This window comes from Trichocoleus sp. FACHB-262 (assembly GCF_014696035.1).
GTDB lineage: Bacteria > Cyanobacteriota > Cyanobacteriia > FACHB-46 > FACHB-46 > Trichocoleus.
This window is the reverse complement of the sequence record NZ_JACJPK010000017.1, coordinates 152,419-172,462: the sequence shown is the minus strand read 5'-3', so window position 1 is coordinate 172,462 and position 20,044 is coordinate 152,419. Positions and strand designations below refer to the sequence as shown.

Sequence of the window (20,044 nt, the reverse complement as noted above, 5' to 3'; positions counted from 1 at the left end):
CTGCACTCAGCTCAATGGAAAGTTTCTGGCCGTAGAGCTAAAGCAAAGAGGAAAGGGGTTTCTGTTTGCGCAGGTCCATCATCTCTGCTAAGCTCGCCTCACCCCAGTCTAAAGGATGGCTTTCGTTCTCTGGAACCACAGTGACGACTGGTTCTATGATCACAGGGCTTGGTGAGTAGCCCCTTTGACTCATGCGCACAGGCTCAGCGTGGAGAACAGTGGCCGCTGAAGCATTGGCTCGTTTGGCTGAAACCGCTGCTGCTTTTTTGCGGCGCATAGGTGAGCTGGGCCGACGAGTCGCTGTAGCAGGCTGACGTTTTTGAGCCGCTTTCATTTGAAAGGGCATGGCTCGTTGCTTTGACTTTGGCTGTGCTTGCTGGGGCTTCGGCTCCATTCGTTCAATTCGCCGAGAAATGAAAATAGAACCGGCTGCACATCCCAAAGCAACAGCACTAAATAACCATAAATTGAGGTTTTGCTCCTGAAGCTCAGGAGAAGGAACTTTGGCGGGCGCTGTGGCTACTTTTGGCTCACCAGGCTCGACAGGGTCAACAGGACCAGGATAAATTAACCCTTTAAGGGCAAATCCTCCCAGCAGTAGGACCAAGACTAAAGACGCTCCCCAAAGGATAAAAGGATGCTTTTGTATCAGTTGTGAAGTCGTACCCAAAAGCTGTGGCTGCCGATGGGGATGAGTCTGGTTAACCATAGCTACTTTCATCTTGGCTGGGGAGTCCAAAGGGTTTAGAAATGGGGATTTTAGCTAGAATTCCCTATTGTCTCTAGATTGTACTGAAGCGATCGCCTTCTCGCCAAAAATTGTGATTTGGTTTTAGGAATGTCGCTCCAGAGCAAACTGAATGAGTTGATCAACCAAGGTTGGGAAGGCAACCCCACTAGCGGCCCACAGTTGAGGATACATGCTAGTCGCGGTAAAGCCAGGTAATGTATTGATTTCGTTAATCAACACTTCCCCCGTAGACTCCACATAAAAGAAGTCAATTCGTGCTAATCCCGCTGCATCGACCGCAGCAAATGCCTGCAAGGCCAGTGTTTGCACTTGAGCGGCGATCGCTTCTGGTAGAGGAGCAGGAATATGTAAATCGGCTCGCCCTTCCATGTACTTCGTTTCATAGTCGTAGAAATCACTGGTATAAGTGATCTCTCCAACGATAGAAGCTTGCGCTTGGTCATTCCCTAAAACTGCGCATTCCACTTCTCTAGCGACGACTCCAGCTTCCACAATCAAGCGGCGATCATAACTCGCGGCACTGTCTAAAGCTGCTTCCAGTTGAGCGCGCGATCGCACCTTAGCAATACCGACTGAAGAACCCAAGTTGGCAGGCTTAACAAAGCAGGGATAGCCCAAGGTCGCTTCGATTTCGTCACAGAGTTTGGGATACACGCAGGGGTTAGACCAAACTTGGGAGCGATTGACCGTCATATATTTGACTTGTGCCAAACCTGCCTGAGCAAAAGCGCTCTTCATGGCGATCTTGTCCATCCCTACCGAGGAAGCTAGCACGCCTGACCCGACATAAGGTACTTGCATTAACTGCAACAAACCCTGAATCGTGCCATCTTCGCCGTTGGGTCCATGCAGAGTAGGAAACCACACATCAACTTCGGCGGCTAGAGGTGGGAATTGCCAAAGGTGAGTGCGAGTAGTGGGTGAGCCTGTTTCTTCAGAAGGCAATGGTACGCCAGACTCTAGAACTGACTGAGCAATGTCTGGAGCTTGCCAACGGCCATCTTTTTGGATGTAGAAAGGCAGCACTTCGTACTTGCTAGGATTTGGGTCTGTGTTTAAGGCGTTGGCGATCGCCCTGGCAGAGCGAATTGAAACTTCGTGTTCTCCTGAGCAACCGCCGAACAGCAACCCCACCCGCAGCTTCGTCATGACTGATCCTTCTGGCACAATCTATCGCAGCTAGCGTATCACACCCACCTGATCTTGCCAGAGCCAATCTAGAACAATTTCTGGGATTGTAATTTCTGGAATTGTTTAGATCAGCGATCGCTAGCTGGATAACCAACGGTGCTAAGGCTCTGGCAGGGAAGTCCCTAAACGCAAATCGCTGGAACGACGGGTTGACCTGTCAAGCTAAAGGCTCGCACTTCCGTAATTTTGACCCGAACCACTTGGCCTTTAAGTTCGTTGATGTCGCCGGGAAAGAAGGTAAGGCGGTTGCCACGAGTGCGACCCATGACTTGGCTGGGGTCTTTGCTGTTTTGGTCTTCCACTAAGACTTCCTCGATGCGACCTAGATAACGCTGCGATCGCTCGGCGGCTTTGGTATTCACTAGATGATTGAGGCGTTGTAGGCGATCGCTCTTCACTTCCTCACTGAGTTGATTTTCCCACAGGGCAGCGGGAGTGCCAGGACGAGGAGAGTAAGCGGCTGTGTTGAGTAAGTCAAAACCAATTTCATCGACAAGCTTCAGGGTGTTCTCGAATTGGGCTTCGGTTTCACCAGGGAAGCCAACGATCGCATCGGCACTGATTGAGGCATCGGGCATGTAGCTACGAATTGTGTCGATGATGCGGCGGTATTTTTCTTGGGTGTAGCCGCGAGACATGGCTTTGAGAACTTCGTTATCCCCGGATTGGAAGGGAATATGAAAGTGCTCGCAAACCTTCGGCAAGTCAGCACAAGCTCTGATTAAGCGCTCGGTGAAGTAGCGGGGATGGCTAGTGGCAAAGCGAATTCGCTCGATGCTAGGAACATCATGCACATAGTAGAGGAGATCGGTGAGGGTATGTTGATGCCGACCTTCGGGAGTGACACCTGGGAGATCGCGCCCGTAAGCGTCAATGTTTTGGCCCAACAACGTAATTTCTCTGTACCCTTGCCGTCCCAGTTCCTCAATTTCAGCCCGGATCGCTTCTGGGGTGCGCGACTGTTCTACGCCACGGACTCCAGGAACCACACAGTAGGTACAGCGCTCGTTGCAGCCGTAGATGACATTGACCCAAGCGGTGACTTTGCTATCCCGACGGGGTTTGGTGATGTCTTCAAAAATGTGGACTGCTTCTGTCGCGACTACTTGGTTGCCACTGAAGACTTGCTCTAGGAGATCCTGAAGGCGATTGGCATGCTGCGGTCCCATCACCAAATCCAATTCTGGCACTCGCCGTAACAGAGCTTCGCCTTCCTGCTGAGCCACACAGCCTGCCACTACCAAAGTTAGGTCCGGTTCTTCGTGCTTCCGCTTGGCTTGCCGACCAAGGTAGGAATAAACTTTTTGCTCTGCGTTGTCCCGAATGGTGCAGGTGTTGTAGAGAATGACGTTGGCCTGATTCGGGTCTTCTGACCATTGAAAACCCATGTCTTCTAGGATGCCAGCCATGCGCTCGGAGTCAGCTTTGTTCATCTGACAGCCAAAAGTGGTGATGTGATAGCGGCGAGAAGAAGTGGTCATGGTGAGCTACAGGCCAAGGAGAACAAGTGTCAAACCTTCATTATAAATTTTTGTCGGCACTCTGCCCGGAGATAGAAATTAATTCGGTGCGATCGCTGGGCTACTCTCAGCATTTCTACTCATCTAAATTTACCCACAGTGATTCGAGGAAATGGTATTGGGTTCGAGACCATAGCCTTGCTGATAGTGCCTGAATTTTGGCTGTTTGAGGAGAATCGGAGCAGTTCATCTTTGTAATCATGGTTGGTAGAACAACAGCTTTAAGCTTGCAAAAGTCAAGAATTTTTGTCTGATTGAATTGTAAAAAATAACACAGTTGAAAATATTTAAGATGTAATTCTAGCTGGAGCTTTTGTGATGAAACCCTCGTATTTAAAGGTGTTTAAGTAATGGTAGATACTGTGATTTACGAGTTTACTAATTAATCTGCTAGAAGTTGCTTTCAAAATCATCTCTTTAGAGGAATAGGTTGCCCCATGCCTATCAAGGAAGCTGCTTCAAGCCTAACTTCTACCTCGCTGAGAAAAGGTCAGGGCCAAGTTGAAGTTTGGCGAAGTTTATTAGCTAATTTTAATCTGTTGTTAAACTACTGGGTTGCTGGTAGTTTTTTTGTTCTTTTATTAGCTTGCTATTTTGTGTTTTTTTGGCATCTTGATGCTCTCTCTCTGCGCACCTATGACGAGGCTAGGCGGGCAGTGAATGCTTTAGAGATGTCACTCAATGGCAATTTTATTGTCAGCTATTTTGATGGGCAGCCCGATTTGTGGGGAACCAAACCACCATTGTTGCTTTGGTTGATTGTTGCCTGCATGAAAGTGTTTGGCTACAACGAATTTGCGGTGCGCCTGCCTTCTGCGATCGCCGCCACCACAACTGTCCTAACTTTGTTTCTATTTTCTACCTTTTACTTGCAAAGCTTGGTGGTCGGAATTACCAGTGCCTTTGTCTTAATGACTAGCTATGGGTATGTAGCAGAGCATGTGGCGAGAACGGGAGATTATGATGCCCTGCTAACTTTATGGATTACCGTTTATTCCCTCGCTTATTTTGTCTATATCCATGCCAGCAGTTCCAAAAAGCCTTGGTATCTATGGCTAACCGCGATCGCGATTGTATTGGCAATGTGGACAAAAGGGATCGCCGCCTTGATTCCATTGTTAGGTCTTTTTGTTTACACAATTTATCAAAAACGGTTGGGTCAATTATTGCGATCGCCATCATTCTATGGCTCGGCAATTTTCGTGATCGGAGCTGGGTTAAGCTACTACCTGCTGCGGGAGTATTACAACCCAGGCTACCTAGAAGCAATGTTAAGTAATGAGGTGGGGCGCTACTCAGAGTCGGTAGAGGGACATACAGGTAACTTTTGGTTTTATCTGCAACAGATGCAGCGTACCTTTATCCCTTGGCTGTATCTGCTTTTGCCTGGTTTGGTCGTTACTCAAATCAGTCAAAAGCGGTTAATTAAAGCTTTGGGGGCTTTCTGTGGTTTTTACTTAATTTGTCACTTTCTAGTTGTTTCTAGTTCTCAAACTAAACTGGCTTGGTACAACGTCCCACAATATCCGATCGCGGCATTGCTAATTGGGCTAGGAGTTGCTGAAGCTTGTCACTGGTTAATCAAATATTTACGGGTAAACCCACGTTCTAAACAACAGCTAATTGCAGGTTTGTTTGTATGCGCTTTGCTGTTTTTACCTTCGCTCAGAATGGCTCGTAAAGTGAGTGGCACCTATGTTCATTCTCGCCCTCACGACCCACCAGAAGTACAGTTGGGATATTACTTGCGTCGCTTGCAAAAAACTCAACCAGAATTAACTACATTTCAGGTGATGGATGTGGCTAAAGGAACGGTGGGAGGACGCAGAGCCCATACGCTTTTTTATGTGAAAGCGGCTGATTTAGATCCTAAATATGCGATCGCGTTGGTGACTCCTGAGCAAACTGTGCCGAACAATCAAGTCGTTGTGACTTGTATTCCGGCGATCAAAACCCAACTGGTGGCGCGATACCAACTGAGTACGATTGATACGAAGGGTGCTTGTAGCGCGTTGATGGTAAAACAAGCGAAGGCTAGTTAGGAAGGCTCAGCAGCCTGCTACAAATAGCATTTGCGTTTCAATTTCTTCCCAAGTTTTGGCGGAAACCCTCACGGCTGCTTGCTTGCAACGGACCAGTAGGCAGTTGGCGTAAAGATAGTGTTCTAGGGCCTGTACCTCTGCCGCGGACAAATCGACTAGGGCCGCATCCAGCTTCAGGGCATGCAGCCAGACTTGAGAGAGGCGATCGCGAAAGGCTTGCTGCACTTCGTAGGGTTGGCTGGTATCTGGGGCTTTTGTTTTGAGGGCATCCAGACGAGCAATTAATGGGTGAAAGTTGACGCTGTTAAACAGTTGGCTCTTGCTGAACTCTTGGGCCAAAGAGTTAGTAACAGCGCGCGCTAAAGTTCGGGCAGGAATTCGGTTGAGGCTGCGAGTACGAGCACGGGCACGAGCGGGGACACAATCTAGCTCCAAGTTGCGGGCTAACTCCATAGCGCGAGCTAAATCGATCGCTTGCACTGGGGCTGGGGCACAAACCAGATCCAGAGTTCGCACCAGATCTAAAACGCGAGCGGTGTTGGGATGGAGTACCCGGACGAGATCCAAGGCGCGATCGCGGGCTAAAGCGAGAAACAAGGCTGAAGCCCGTTTGACTACAGGTTTTACGGTCGTGCCTGGCCCCTCTGTAATCTGATGCGCCCACTGCAACAAAGCTTGCAACTTGGGAGTGGTGATGTAGCGACGAGTTTTGCGTGCCATGCGAACTAGCAGTTCATCAGCGCCATGCCGCATTAGCCCTGCTACCAGCAGAAATACTTCTTGCCAGCGGGGGTCCGTGAGGTGATCGGCGACTAAGCGAGCGACTTGATGATTGTCAGCAATGTACTGGGCGGTGAGATATTCTTGCAATGTCAAATGGGAGAAGGAAAATACATCTTCTGCCCGTTCGACCAAAATGCCTTGCTGAATGGCGATCGCATCCAACACTGCCTCTCCATTTAAGTGCTTAGGCGCGTTTAAGTTGTCAGTTAAAAAAGTCTTGATTTGGCTGACAATTTCACCTTGAGAGAAGAAAAGTCGGTCTGATTTGAACGCGCTATAGGCAATTTCTGACAATAAAATCTCTTCTAATTCTGTACTTAAACCTTGGTAGATTTCATCGCGTAAAATGCGCTTTTCTGAAGCCCATTCTTCTAGCAAGACTCGGAGGGCTTTGCGATAAAGTACGCTGCGATTGTTGGGGAAATTTTGGGAGCGATCGTAGACCAAACAAAGTAGCGTCAGTAATAGCGGCGAGTGAGCTAATTCCTTGGCAGCGGCGTTTTCTGGTTTTAACAGCAACTCCCAACACTTCTGCCCGGTGCCTGCCTGCTGATCTGCGTCGGAGCGAAACCAGTTGTGAATGAACTGCTTAATCTGAGAAGCATCAAAGTCAGCCATTGCCACATCAGTAAAGCGCCGGAAGTTATGGCGATAGGCGGCGAGACGGCAAGAGGCGATAAAACGGTTTTGGTCGTACTGATCGACAAAGTTTTGAATTTGGCAAATCGCTTCATTCAGATTTCTGCCAGGAACTTCATCTAAACCATCTAATAAAATTAAGAGTTTGCCTTGCTCTAACAGTTGAGTCGTGGCTTCTTCGGAGTGCGGAAAGCCACAAATTTTGAACTCCTGAGCGATCGCTTTCTCGATGTTGATCTTGCTGCTGGTAAAACTCTTTAGCTCAATCAGAACCGGGATACATTCATGCTCATAGCCACCTTGGGTTCCCTTGAGTGCTTCCAAACCCAACTTGCGGAGAAATGTAGATTTACCAGCCCCCGGACCACCCAGCACCATCAAATATTGTTTTTCATTGGCAACTCTCAGGCCATCTTGACGGCTAGATTCGCGTGGTTGAAAGCTGCGCGATCGCGTTTGACGATAGGCTTTTTCTAAGGTTTCAATCGACTCAAACCGACGCAGATCCCACTTGTCGAGCAATTGCACCGTCGTATAGACCGACTCTAAAGGCGCAGGCTCACGCATGCCCAAAACCTTGAGGATGCCGTGACGCTCGCCATAGTTTTGGATGTACTGAACGGAAGCTTCCGCGATCGCCTGTTTGGTTTTTTCATCTAGGCTTTTTTTGCCCATCCAACCGAGCAGCTTGCCGCCTCCCTCCCAAACCACACGGCTGAAAATGCTAGCCAAACCCATACTGGCTGCTTGAAGGGCGATTTTTTCCAGTCCAATCATAGGAAGGTGGGAGGAGAGTTTAGAACAAGTTTGTCATATAGATGAGCGGTTGCACTAACTCAATCGTGTTAGTGCAACCCCACACTTTCTATCTTTTCGTAGTTGTTGAGCGATCGCTGAGCGTGAGAGGGTGCTAGCGGAGAAATGTGAGTCGGTCTTGCTTATGAGTGCACTAGTCCAAGAAGTTCGCTCCAGTTTATTGAATCTCATTGGTCAAGCAGTGGAGGCATTTCCAGGGCTGGTTCTGGCTCTGATTGTGCTGTTGTTAACTCGCTATGCTGCCAACGTGTTGCAAAACCTCACAGCTGCCACAATGGGGCGCATGGTCCGGAGTCCATCTCTGCGATCGCTGCTGATGCAAATGAGCTATGTCGCCACTTGGGTGGTGGGAGTGGTGGTCGCCAGTGTGATGGCGTTTCCCGATTTAGGCGTGGGCGACATTATTGGCTTGTTGGGGTTAAGCTCAGTTGCGATCGGCTTTGCCTTTCAAGACATCTTCAAGAATTTCTTGGCGGGCGTCTTGCTGTTGCTAAATGAACCGTTTCGCCTGCATGACCAGATCATTGTGAATGATTTCGAGGGCACGGTGGAAGAAATCACCATTCGCTCCACTCAAATTCGTACTTATCAAGGCGAGCGGGTCGTAATTCCCAACTCGATTGTCTTTACCAGCCCGATCCAAGTTTTGACTGCAATGCCCCACCGCCGCACTGATCTAGCCATTGGGGTTGATTACACTACACCTCTGCCCCAGACTATTCAAACTCTGCTACAGACGGTGAACCAAATAGACGGAGTATTAGTCAAGCCAGCGGCAGAAGTAGATATTGTGGGCTTTGGTGAAAGTTCTATTGACTTGATGGTGCGTTATTGGACGCTGCCGCCGAAAGCCACAGTTCGTCGGATTCAAACCAATGTGATGATCGCATTGAAAGCAGCTTGCGATCGCGACGGTATCTCTATTCCTTATCCGATTCGTACCGTTTACTTTTACGATCAGCAGCAGTCTAAAGCAGCGTCAGTTGATGGTGTATCTAACTCAGCGATAGAGGCTAAACGCAGCGATGCTCGGCGCAGCTAATCAGATAGAAATTTAGTCGGAACTACTGGATTGTCGCGATCGCTTATTTGGGTTCATCTGGGCTTCTAGAAAGCTAAAGGCTTGAGAGGAAAGTAAATTTAGGACTAAGTAGACTAAGGCAACAGCGGCATAGATTTCAAAGGCGCGGTAGTTGTCGGCCACAATCAATTGCCCTCGGCGGAGCAGTTCCTCAAACCCAATCACAGAAACCAAACTCGTATCCTTTAGTAGGGTGATGAACTCGTTGCCTAAAGGTGGCAACATGCGCCGAAATGCCTGCGGAAAAACCACATAACGCAGCGTTTGTCCTGGCCCTAAACCGAGAGATTGCGCCGCTTCTACTTGCCCCACCTCAATCGACTGAATCCCCGCTCGCACAATTTCAGCTAGATACGCTGTGCTATTGAGGCTCAGAGCCAACACCGCTGCACCCAAACGGTTAAATGTAAAGGTAAAACCTAGCCCCTGAACCAAAGCTGGAATGCCAAAGTAGATCATCAAGATCTGCACCAACAACGGCGTACCGCGAAAAAAGTCAATGTAGGCTCTCGCGAACCAACGTAAAGGCCGAGAAGCAGAGAGCCGCGCCAACCCCATCAGCGTGCCACCGATTAATCCCAGCAAAACTGAGAGTGCAGTCAATTGCAACGTAATTAAAGCGCCTTGTAGCAGAATGGGTAGGGCTCGCGTGATGACTGCACCGGAAGTAGCCGAGGGAGCGGTTTCAGATTGAAGGGTTGAACCAGGAACCGTAGCTGTAGCGAGAGAAGGAGCCTGGGCGTTAAACCATTTACGGTAGATTTGGTCATAGGTGCCATTGCTGAGGATGCGGGTCAAGCCAGCATTGATTCTGGCCAAATTAGGAGAATTTTTGGGTGTCGCAATGCCGTAAAACTCCTCTGTTAGCAATTGTCTCGTGACCTTAATCCCGGTGAGGTTGTTGGTTTTAATCGCATACAACGTCACAGGTGCATCATTGATCACCGCACTCACGTTGCCGTTGAGTAGTGCTTGCAACGCCAAGGGAGCCGAATCAAACGTGCGAATGGTTGCACCAGGAACTTTGCGGGCGGTTTCTGCGCCTGTTGTGCCAATCTGGACACCGATGGTCTGGTTTTGCAAACTAGCCAGATCAGTTGTGCTGGTATTGTTGGCCCGAACCGCGATCGCCAAACCCGCCTTGAAATATGGCCGCGAGAAATCCACCGTTTGCTGCCGCTCAGCCGTGATCGTCATCGAACTAATCGCCGCATCGACGGTTCTGGCTTGCAAGGCAGGAATCAAGCCATCAAACGGCAAACTCTGGAACTCCACCCGCAACCCTTCCGCCTGCGCGGTCGCCTGCATCAAATCAATATCAAACCCTTGCAGCCCACCCCCCGGTGCTTGAAACTCAAACGGTGGAAAAGCAGGTTCCGTCCCAACTCTCAAGACATTTTGGCTCTGAGCAATAGAAGCTGAGTGACCCAGCAGAATCATCAGCAAACAACTGCAACCCAAAAACCACCGTTGCAGCCAACGTGACCTTAAAAAATTCGGCATATGTTTAGAGCTTCCACTCCCTCCGCCGCAGTTGAAAAGCAGGATGATGGCGATCGCCAAGGCTGCGCCAATCAAGAGATTGCGTCAATCTTACAAGCTGAACCGCAGAGTGTCGCTAGAATCAGCATTAAATGATCTGTTCCTTCTTCTGGCCCTATGGACAGCACAACCCCAGCTATCTTGTTCGAGCAGGTAGAAAAAAGCTTTGGTGACTTGAGAGTTCTACAGGGAGTCAGCGGTGCCGTCCAGCCAGGAGAAGTCGTTGCCGTGATTGGCCCCTCTGGGTGTGGCAAAAGCACTCTACTCCGCTGCTTCAACCGTCTCGAAACCATCAATAGTGGGCGCTTACTCGTCAACGGCATGGATCTATCAGCACCCCGACTGAAAATGAACCAGTTACGCCACCTGCGATCGCAAGTCGGCATGGTCTTTCAACAATTCAACTTGTTCCCTCACCTCAGCGTCCTCGAAAACCTCACCCTCGCCCCTCAAAAAGCCCTCGGCAAATCCCGCACCGAGAGCGTAGAACTCGCCCAGACCTATTTAGCCAAAGTGGGTCTTGCCCACAAAGCCACCGCCTACCCTGACCAACTCTCCGGCGGCCAAAAACAGCGAGTCGCGATCGCCCGTAGCCTCTGCATGAACCCCAAGATCATGCTCTTCGACGAACCCACCAGCGCCCTTGACCCCGAGCTTGTCGGCGAAGTTCTCCAAGTTATGCAACAACTCGCCGAAGACGGCATGACCATGATCGTCGTCACCCACGAAATGCAATTCGCCCGCGAAGTCGCTCACCGCGTCCTCTTCCTCCACCAAGGCCAAATCGAAGAAACCGGACCCGCCCGCCAAGTATTAACGCAGCCTCAGAGCGATCGGTTGCGAGCCTTCTTGAGCCGAATGGGCAGGGGGGAGTGAAAGGATGAGGGATGAGGGATGAAAGGGAAAAGTGAGGGATGAAAGGGAAAAGTGAGGGATGAGGGGGTAGGGATGAAGGATGAAAAAGAAGTCAGGAGTCAGAAGAAAAACAGAAGAATCGAAATGCCCACAGTCAGATTCGTTTGGAGGGGGTCTGGGGGACGCAACCGTCCCTCAGCGGGAGTTTGAGGGCAGGTGCCCTCAAGTCTTGATTTTGCAATAACTAACCAACCGCAACAGATGCCTTCAGCGAAAAAATCCGCTCAATCACATCCTCCACCACCTTATCCGGCGTAGAAGCCCCCGAAGTCACCCCAATCACCAACGGCCCATCCGGTAGCCAACCCTCCGCCACCTCAATCTCCCGGTGTAAAGGCTTGTGCTCAATGCGATCGCGCGACAAAATCCGCTCTACACAATCAATGTGATAAGAAGGAATGCCCCGCTCCACCGCAATTTCTTGCAAATGAGTTGTATTCGATGAGTTGTAGCCACCGATGACCATCATCAGGTCTACCTGCTCATCCACCAGCTTAAACATGGCATCTTGACGCTCCTGAGTCGCGTCACAGATGGTATTGAAGCTGAGGAAATGCTGATTTAATTCCGCCGGGCCATACTTCTTCAGCATCGTATGCTCAAACAGCTTGCCGATCTGCTCAGTTTCGCCCTTGAGCATCGTCGTTTGGTTGGCAATACCAATCCGCTCCAAATCCTTGTCTGGATCAAAACCCTCCGAACAAGCCTTGCGGAACTTCGCTAAAAACTCCTCGCGATCGCCACCCTGCAAAATGTAATTGCAGACATACTCAGCCTCAGCCAAATTCAGCACGACCAAGTAAATTCCTGCAAACGAACTCGTCGCGATCGTCTCCTCATGGTTGTATTTGCCATGAATAATTGAGGTGTAGGTGCCCTTCTTGTGCTTCTCCACTGTGTTCCACACCTTCGACACCCAAGGGCAAGTCGTGTCTACAATGGTGCAACCGCGATCGTTTAACAACTGCATTTCCTGCACACTGGCCCCAAACGCAGGCAGAATTACCACATCGCCTTGCGCTACCCCAGAAAAATCTTTTTGCCCCTGGTTGACTTCAATAAACTCCACCTGCATTTCCCGCAGACGTTGGTTCACTGAAGGGTTATGAATAATTTCATTCGTAATCCAAATGCGCTCGGTGGGAAAGTGCTGGCGGGTTTCGTAAGCCATCGCTACGGCTCGCTCCACGCCCCAGCAAAAGCCAAAAGCCTCTGCCAGCCGAATCTTCACATCGCCGCGTTGTAGCGTGTAGTCGTTGTCTCGGATTTGCTGAATCAAACTGCTCTGATATTCCGACTCCAAGAGGTTTGCGACTTCGACTTCATGCCCGAACCCCTTGCGATGATAATTCTCAGAACTGTTGAGTGATCGTTTGAAGGCTTTAGTATCCATTCAGCTTTATCCCTGAAGTGATGGCGCTACACCGTTTTTAATTCCCCTTGATCATAGAACGCGGTGGGAAGGATGCAGGGGTGTTGAGGGGAAGTTCTTCGGAAGGAGGAGGGATGAAAAGGGGAGTTGGGAGTCAGAATATAGAGTTAGGGTTGGGCGGCTAGGGGTTCTAGTTCCATTTGGCGGAAGAGTTGGAGCGCCGATCGCCAGACTAAGTAACCTTGAGAACTTAAGTGCAAACCATCGGTCGTGAATTCAGACCGTAAATTGCCTTGAGCGTCTGTAAATAGTGGATGTAAGTCGAGAAAATGCACCCCATATTCCTCCGCGATCGCCTTTAGTTCCTGATTTAGCTCTCGAATGCGATCGTTGGAAATGGCTTTGAGTCGTTCTTTGCCTTGCCAGGTGGCGCGATCGCTTGCGTGCGGCAATATAGACTGTAAGACGATTTGGGCTTGGGGATGCACCTGTTGTAAGTCGTAAATAATCTGCCGCTGATTTTCGAGTAATTCGGCATCGCCAACCCCTCGAATCAGGTCATTAATCCCAATGAGAACAAAAATAGTTTCTGGTTGGGCTTCATCAAATAGCTCTAGACGGCGGAGTAGCCCCGCGGAGGTCTCTCCAGAAATACCTTGGTTGAGCCAGTTTTGCTGGGTTGGCAACAAATCGGGTGGAAACCAGAGGCTCAAAGAATCTCCAGCCAGAATATTTAGGTGCTTGGGGTGGTCTGCTGCTGCCGCATTAGCTTCTTGTTGCAAGAGAGCCAGCCATTGCTCATAGGTGAGTTGATGACGCGCTCCTAACTCTGGCGGTGCAGAAGCCGTGGGACGCGGTGGCTGGCTTTGGGTTGCAGCAGCACTAGCTTTCGCCAGTGACGGCAAGCGGTGGCCTCGAAGCAGCAGCAGCACAGTCAATAGCAGAAGGCTATTCGCTGCGAGTGACAACAAGGCCCAAGCAGGAACAATTTTTCGAGAGCGAGTAGGCACTGAAGCAAACTCAACGTCGTTTTGAATCAGATTGTAGTCGCAATCTGGTATTCGTCCAAAAAATTGGGACTACTCCCTGTTGTAGCTGAGTCCAGAGGCAAATTCTTGGCCGTAGCCTTCTTCCCCATGTTCGTTGACGTCCAAACCTTGGTCTTCCACTACAGGCTTAACCCGTAGATCCATGACCAAGCTGAGGAGTTTCAAGATTACAAAGGTACCAACTCCCGCAAAGATGTAGGTGACGACCACTCCCACAATCTGCTCCCATAACTGAACAGGATTGCCGAAGAACAAGCCATTGTCACCCAGTTCGTTAACGGCTTTAGTGGCAAAGAAGCCTGTCAGAATTGCTCCAATGGTGCCACCTAAACCGTGGATGGGGAAAGTGTCTAAAGAATCGTCGAACTGAAGCTTGGCGCGGAGGCTAACCGCGAAGAAGCAGCAAACAGCAGTAATGGAACCAATCAAAAGTGCGCCAATGGGAGTAACAAACCCTGCTGCTGGAGTTACACCGACTAAACCTGCCAAGAAACCACTAGCGATACCAATGGCAGTCGGTTTGCCACGGAGTAGCCATTCGATAATCACCCAAGTCAGTCCACCAGCGGCGCTAGACACCATCGTTGCCACAAAAGCGACCGTTGCTAAAGCACCAGCACCTAGGGCGCTACCCGCATTGAACCCAAACCAACCGAACCAAAGCAAACCAATGCCGAGTAGCACGTAGGGGACGTTGTGGGGGGCAGCGGGTTGGACAGGGTAAGTTTTCCGAGGACCGAGCACCCAAACCGCGACAAGCGCAGAGACACCAGAGCTGATGTGGACGACCGTGCCACCAGCGAAGTCAAGTGCTCCCATCGCACCAATCCAACCCTTACCCCAGACCCAGTGAGCGAGGGGCGAGTAGATCAGGGTAGACCACAGCGTCACGAACCAGAAGTAAGCTTTGAAGCTCATCCGCTCCACGATCGCACCAGAAATTAGAGCGGGCGTGATGATGGCAAACATCATCTGATAGGCCATGAAGAGTTGGTGCGGAATGGTTGTGGCATAGCCCACAGGGTCGGGGTCTGTGCCAACGCCGTTCAAAAATAGCCAATTCAGGCTACCAATGATGGGATTTGCTGTAAATGCAGGCTCAGCTCCAGGGGTGATGGAGGTAGGAGCAAAGGCAAGGCTGTAGCCCCAAAGGACCCAGGTGACGCCGACAACGCCCATGAGGATCAAGCTCATCATCATGGTATTGAGCACGTTGCGTGATCGCACCAATCCTCCGTAGAAGAAGGCTAAGCCTGGAGTCATCAATAATACTAATGCTGACGAAACGAGCACGAAGGCTGTGTCGCCTGTATCAATAGGATTTGCGTCCGCTTCCTGGGCTAGAGCCGTTCCCATTAAGGGACCACTCAGAAGCCATAGAGCGATCGATCCGATCATCAAACCTTTCTTCAACACTTGTGTTAGCCCTTCCACGTCAAGAGAAATGAATTTGATTGCACCAATTTTTGATGAGTCAGTTCTGTATCAAGGTATACAAAAATCTTCTGTGGCAAATAATTAGTGAAGAGTCAGTAGCAATTTATATCGTGGTGACAATTTACTCCTGACCGCCAAAAGCTGTCCACCTCTGTTTCTTGAAGATCGCGATCGCGGTACTTTTCATCAAGAGAACTCCATAGAAAAGAGCTGCTAAGGCTCACCTTTAGCAGCTCTAAGCTCTTGACAGAAGGTATAACTAAGCTGATTTAGCAACCGATAGGTTAGCTAAATTTAGAAAACTCAATCTCAGCGAATGGTGCTACCAGTCATGCCACCCGCATCTTTGAGGAATCCACTGTACGCTTCCATACCGTGCTCACCAATATCCAGACCCTTGAGTTCTTCTTCTGGCGAGACGCGAATGCCTAAGGTTGCCTTGAGAGCGAACCAGAAGATAGCGGAGAGAATTCCGATAGTCAAAGCAATAGCCGCGGTGCCTAAGAGTTGCAGGCCTAGTTGATTCAGCCCACCGCCCAGTAAGAAACCTGTGCTAGGACCAGCAGTGTAGAGGATATCTTGACCCACTTTGACGTTGGGACCAACGGCAAACAGACCGACGGCGATCGTGCCCCAAACGCCATTAACTAAGTGAACCGAGATTGCGCCTACAGGGTCATCAATTTTTAGACGGTCGATCCAGAGAACGGCAAATACAACCATCACTCCACCGATCGTGCCGATGATGGCAGAGGCCCAAACTGGAATAAAGGCGCAAGAGGCTGTGACCGCCACTAATCCTGCTAGGATGCCGTTGATCACCATTGAGAGATCAGGCTTGCCTAAGATGATCCAGGCGGTGATGGTCGCAGCCAAACCACCAAAGGCAGCAGCAAGATTGGTGGTCATGGCAATGTGACCGATTTGCCAAGTGATGCTCATGGTGGAGCCAGGGTTGAAGCCAAACCAGCCTAGCCAGAGAATTAAACAACCCAGAGTGGCGATCGCAATATTGTGTCCTGGCATGGCATTGGAACTGCCATCTTCGTTGTACTTGCCAATGCGGGGTCCCAAGATCGCCGCACCCAGCAGTGCAGCCCAACCACCCACAGCATGAACTACCGTTGAGCCTGCGAAGTCCCAGAAACCCAGGTCTGCAAGCCAGCCACCGCCCCAAATCCAGTGTCCCGTTAGGGGATAGGCAACTCCAACGAGCAACAAGCTGAAGATTAGAAAATCAACAAACTTGATTCGTTCTGCCACCGCACCGGAAACGATGGTCGCAGCAGTACCCGCAAAGGCAAGTTGGAAGAAGAACTTTGCCAACAGCGGGACACCTGCCCAGTTCAGTGAACCATAGGCTCCTTGGTAGGCATCCAGGGTCGCTGGGCTGTTGTCAACACCAGAGAGGAAAAAGACCCCATCAGTACCAATAAACTCGCTACCACCGCCAAACATCAAACCGAAGCCCGCGACCCAAAAAGCAATGGTAGACATAGCGAAAACGATTAAGTTTTTAGCCAAAACGTTAACCGCATTTTTCTGGCGACAGAAGCCAGTTTCTAGCATGCAGAAGCCAGCATTCATAAAGAACACCAGCATTGCGGCTACCATCACCCACATGGTGTCTAAGCCCACTTTTAAGTCAGACGTCGCCTTCGCTACATCTGTCAAGTTAGGAGCGGTTTGAGCGACACCCGCGTAGCCCCAAGCCAGCACGATGACGAGGGCTAAAGGAATGCAGGCTTGCCAGCTTGGTGAGAGCATTTTGGCGTACCAGTTGGGAGAAAACCACTTGGCCGCTTTTGGTAAGGACAGCTGTCTATGTCTGCCCCGCGACTTCTTGGTGAGCATTAGTTTTGACATTGCCAGTGAATGATTCCTTTGTGAACTAAGGCAGTGAACTCGCACAGAAAACTACAGCCTGACTGCAAGCAAAGCCACCCTCAACTTTGCTACGAGCAGACTGCTAGAAATAATCGACAATTGCGCCGCTCCGAGAGCCGAACGCCTAACTAGAAAGACTTAAAGATCTTGGTTAGCAAGTAAAAATGATTGCACCAATTTCAGGGCAGTTCGTTCTGTATCCCTTGTAACAATTTCGTACTTGGTTCACCTTTTGGGGTGGTTAATTTTGCAGTTAAGCTCTCTACAGGCGATCGCACTGATTCAGACTGCTTGTTTCACCTAGGCCAAAACTATAAATCCTGGGATTCGCTGAGACAGTTGACAAAATACCAGATTGTTAATACATTTGTACTAAGTGTTACCTCATCACTCCTTTAGGAGCTGGCCCCCAACGACCTCTGGGGGCTATTTTTTTAGAGATATGTGCTGCTGAATACTCAAAATAGAACTCACTCCATTAAAATAGTAAGCGTGCTAAGTAATGCCACTTGGAGCTGCAATGACCTCTTCCCCTGCCAAGCAAAAGTTACCTAAGGAATGGCAGGAAGTATTGGCTCCCCACGGCCTGGGCTATCGCATCAAATTACTCTCTCAGCTCTTGAGCCGTAAGTTTCAAGAACGCCTAGAACCTCTGGGACTGACTCCCTTTCACTGGGTGGTGCTGTGTTGTCTTTGGGAAGAAGATGGCTTGGCAACTTCCAGCATCAGCGAGAAACTGCAACAAGTGGGTGGAACTTTAACTGGCGTTCTAGACCGCATGGAAGAGCGAGGGCTAATCCGGCGAGAACGAGACTCTCAGGATCGGCGCATCTGGCGCATTTGGTTGACAGATGCAGGCAAACAGTTACATGAAGTGTTGCCTCCGATCGCAGTGGAAATCCGAGACAGTGCCTTGGTTGGAATTTCGTCATCAGAGCGCCAGCAGTTCTCAAACTTACTAGACCAGATGATTACTAATATTTCCTAGGTAAAGAATATTTTTTAGATAAAAACAATGCGCTGAGTACCAGGACCTCTACCAAATGGGTCCGACAGATTCTGGTCAAAGTTAGATTCAATCCACGCAGCATTTCAGGATATGAGTCTTGTTTGTGATTGGAAGTCTGCTGGAGCGACGGTTGATTTCCACTTGAGTTTGCTGTGAACTGGGCTGTAGGTAGAGTTCTGGCGAACAACCAGTTAGTAGCTTGAGTAAAGCAGTCAGCGTTAGAGACTAGGACAATCAAGCATGAGGCTGGACACCCGAAGACTCAACTCGATCTTTCGAGCTTTAGAGTCAAGAAACTACCGTCTATTTTTTGCAGGTCAGGGTTTGTCTTTAATTGGCACCTGGATGACCCAGACCGCGACGATTTGGCTGGTGTACGACCTGACTAATTCTGCTTTGCTATTGGGGGTCGTGGGTTTTGCTCAACAAATTCCTAACTTTTTGCTGACTCCCTTTGCTGGTGTATTTGTCGATCGCTGGAATCGGCATCGCACGCTGTTGATTACTCAAGTTTTGGCAATGATCCAGTCGCTGGCGTTAGCAACTTTAGCCCTGACTGGCACCATTCAAATTTGGCAGATTATTGCCTTGAGTGTATTTCAAGGATTTATCAATGCCTTTGATATGCCAACTCGCCAAGCGTTTGTAGTAGAGATTGTCGAGAAGAAAGAAAACCTGGGTAACGCGATCGCCTTGAATTCTTCTGTGTTTAGTGGGGCGCGGTTGATTGGCCCTGCGATCGCTGGCTTTGTGATTGCCGCCGTAGGCACTGGGGCTTGCTTTCTAATTGATGGCATTAGCTATATCGCTGTGATCACAGGATTGTTAGCGATGCGATTACCAGCTAGGTCAGTCAAGCTGAAGGCAAGCAAAGAACCTATCTGGCAAAAGCTAACCGAAGGCTTCACCTACGCCTTTGGATTTCCACCTATCCGCTCCCTGTTGTTGCTTATTGCTTTAGTCAGCTTCATGGGCATGCCCTACACTGTTCTAGCCCCTATTTTTGCAACTGAAATTCTACAGGGTGGCCCTCAAACGTTAGGATTTCTCATGGCCGCTTCTGGATTGGGGGCGTTGATGGGAGCTATTTATCTAAGTTCGCGGCAAACCATCATTGGTCTTGGCAAAATTATTGCTACTGCCCCCGCTGTGTTTGGCTTAGCGCTGATTGTTTTTGCCCTGTCTCACGTACTGTGGTTGTCCTTGCTGGCGCTGCTGTTTGTAGGCGCAAGCTTAATTTTACAAGCGACCTCTAGCAATACGATTCTGCAAACGATTGTGGATGAAGATAAGCGAGGTCGTGTGATGGGTTTCTATACCGTTGCCTTCATTAGCATGGTGACGTTTGGCAACTTAGCAGCAGGTAGCTTGGCTAGTCAGATTGGAGCGGCCAATACATTAGTAATTGGTGGGTTGTTCTGTATTTTGGGGTCTTTGTTATTTACCAGACAGCTACCCGCGTTACGAAAATTAGTTCGACCCATTTACCTACGCATGGGTGTGCTTTCTAAAGCTCATTAACGATCGCGGATTTCTCGGAGGATTTTGGTAGCTAGAATCCTTAAAAATTAAGTACCTGTACTGAAACGCTCAATAAATTAGTGGATTGCATTGATTAAAAACATAAACTTGAGCGATCGCTACTTACGTATTTTCTTAACGCTGGTACTCATGGGTTACACCACTACTGAGAACATACGTCAGTACCGTATTTACTATTAAGTTTCTTGCTTCTGCTGCATCAAGATAGATGATCTTCAAGCCACTTCTAGCAACCTGAATCGATAGAAAACTGGTTAGTAGTCTGCATAATCTGATTGCAGTATTTTGTTTCAAAATGTTGCTCAATCAGCAATGCAGCAATATTTGAATTAATCCAGCAGTTGATACTGACAGTACACCAGCTAACGATTAGAGCAATTTTTCTAAGTCAGCTCAGATGGGTAAATGGTGAACTTAAAAACTCTTAGTAGGTGCAAAGTTTTAGTAAAGATCTAAAAACTATGATTG

15 protein-coding genes are annotated in these 20,044 nt (G+C 49.3%); 6 read left to right on the top strand and 9 right to left on the bottom strand.

Annotated elements, in window-relative coordinates; translation table 11 throughout:
• Window positions 1-37: 37 nt before the first annotated feature.
• From H6F68_RS01900 to miaB, 3 genes are all read right to left on the bottom strand, one after another.
• Window positions 38-709 carry a hypothetical protein gene (locus H6F68_RS01900; RefSeq protein WP_190556082.1) on the bottom strand — a complete coding sequence of 224 codons (672 nt, stop codon included), beginning with the start codon at window positions 707-709 and terminating at the stop codon, window positions 38-40.
• A 123-nt stretch (window positions 710-832) separates the two neighbouring features.
• Window positions 833-1,900, bottom strand: a complete 1,068-nt coding sequence (locus H6F68_RS01895) for a D-alanine--D-alanine ligase family protein (RefSeq protein WP_190556080.1) — start codon at window positions 1,898-1,900, stop codon at window positions 833-835.
• 164 nt (window positions 1,901-2,064) lie between these two features.
• A complete protein-coding gene (miaB, locus tag H6F68_RS01890) occupies window positions 2,065-3,423 on the bottom strand; it encodes a tRNA (N6-isopentenyl adenosine(37)-C2)-methylthiotransferase MiaB (RefSeq protein WP_190556078.1) in 1,359 nt (452 codons plus the stop codon).
• A gap of 635 nt (window positions 3,424-4,058) precedes the next feature.
• Here miaB and H6F68_RS01885 point away from each other — a divergent pair.
• Window positions 4,059-5,504, top strand: coding sequence for a glycosyltransferase family 39 protein (locus H6F68_RS01885; protein ID WP_190556076.1), 1,446 nt, complete (start codon window positions 4,059-4,061; stop codon window positions 5,502-5,504).
• A gap of 6 nt (window positions 5,505-5,510) precedes the next feature.
• Here H6F68_RS01885 and H6F68_RS01880 read toward each other — a convergent pair whose 3' ends face one another.
• Entirely contained in the window at window positions 5,511-7,703 is a 2,193-nt protein-coding gene (locus H6F68_RS01880; RefSeq protein WP_190556074.1) for an NACHT domain-containing NTPase, read from the bottom strand.
• 163 nt (window positions 7,704-7,866) lie between these two features.
• Here H6F68_RS01880 and H6F68_RS01875 point away from each other — a divergent pair, with 163 nt between their 5' ends.
• Window positions 7,867-8,784 (top strand): mechanosensitive ion channel family protein, encoded by a 918-nt coding sequence (locus tag H6F68_RS01875; RefSeq protein WP_190556072.1) that lies wholly within the window; start codon window positions 7,867-7,869, stop codon window positions 8,782-8,784.
• A gap of 12 nt (window positions 8,785-8,796) precedes the next feature.
• Here H6F68_RS01875 and H6F68_RS01870 read toward each other — a convergent pair whose 3' ends face one another.
• Entirely contained in the window at window positions 8,797-10,326 is a 1,530-nt protein-coding gene (locus H6F68_RS01870) for an ABC transporter permease subunit (protein WP_190556070.1), read from the bottom strand.
• Here H6F68_RS01870 and H6F68_RS29265 point away from each other — a divergent pair, their 5' ends adjacent.
• Together H6F68_RS29265 and H6F68_RS01865 are read left to right on the top strand one after the other, a co-directional pair.
• Window positions 10,327-10,461, top strand: a complete 135-nt coding sequence (locus tag H6F68_RS29265) for a hypothetical protein (RefSeq protein WP_255524962.1) — start codon at window positions 10,327-10,329, stop codon at window positions 10,459-10,461.
• Between the two features lie 21 nt (window positions 10,462-10,482).
• Window positions 10,483-11,241, top strand: coding sequence for an amino acid ABC transporter ATP-binding protein (locus tag H6F68_RS01865; RefSeq protein ID WP_190556068.1), 759 nt, complete (start codon window positions 10,483-10,485; stop codon window positions 11,239-11,241).
• Window positions 11,242-11,464: 223 nt separating this feature from the next.
• On the opposite strand, the gene H6F68_RS01860 is transcribed toward H6F68_RS01865, so the two are convergent.
• From H6F68_RS01860 to H6F68_RS01845, 4 genes are all read right to left on the bottom strand, one after another.
• Window positions 11,465-12,673, bottom strand: a complete 1,209-nt coding sequence (locus H6F68_RS01860) for a 4-hydroxy-3-methylbut-2-enyl diphosphate reductase (protein WP_190556066.1) — start codon at window positions 12,671-12,673, stop codon at window positions 11,465-11,467.
• 146 nt (window positions 12,674-12,819) lie between these two features.
• On the bottom strand, window positions 12,820-13,662 hold the full coding sequence (locus tag H6F68_RS29565) for a GDSL-type esterase/lipase family protein (RefSeq protein WP_190556064.1): 843 nt from the start codon (window positions 13,660-13,662) through the stop codon (window positions 12,820-12,822).
• A 69-nt stretch (window positions 13,663-13,731) separates the two neighbouring features.
• Entirely contained in the window at window positions 13,732-15,135 is a 1,404-nt protein-coding gene (locus H6F68_RS01850; RefSeq protein WP_313929997.1) for an ammonium transporter, read from the bottom strand.
• A gap of 312 nt (window positions 15,136-15,447) precedes the next feature.
• Window positions 15,448-17,004, bottom strand: a complete 1,557-nt coding sequence (locus H6F68_RS01845) for an ammonium transporter (protein ID WP_190556060.1) — start codon at window positions 17,002-17,004, stop codon at window positions 15,448-15,450.
• Window positions 17,005-17,545: 541 nt separating this feature from the next.
• On the opposite strand from H6F68_RS01845, the gene H6F68_RS01840 reads away from it, so the two are divergent.
• Window positions 17,546-18,013 (top strand): MarR family winged helix-turn-helix transcriptional regulator, encoded by a 468-nt coding sequence (locus tag H6F68_RS01840; protein WP_190556058.1) that lies wholly within the window; start codon window positions 17,546-17,548, stop codon window positions 18,011-18,013.
• Window positions 18,014-18,274: 261 nt separating this feature from the next.
• Window positions 18,275-19,555 carry an MFS transporter gene (locus tag H6F68_RS01835; protein WP_190556056.1) on the top strand — a complete coding sequence of 427 codons (1,281 nt, stop codon included), beginning with the start codon at window positions 18,275-18,277 and terminating at the stop codon, window positions 19,553-19,555.
• The last annotated feature ends 489 nt before the right edge of the window (window positions 19,556-20,044 follow it).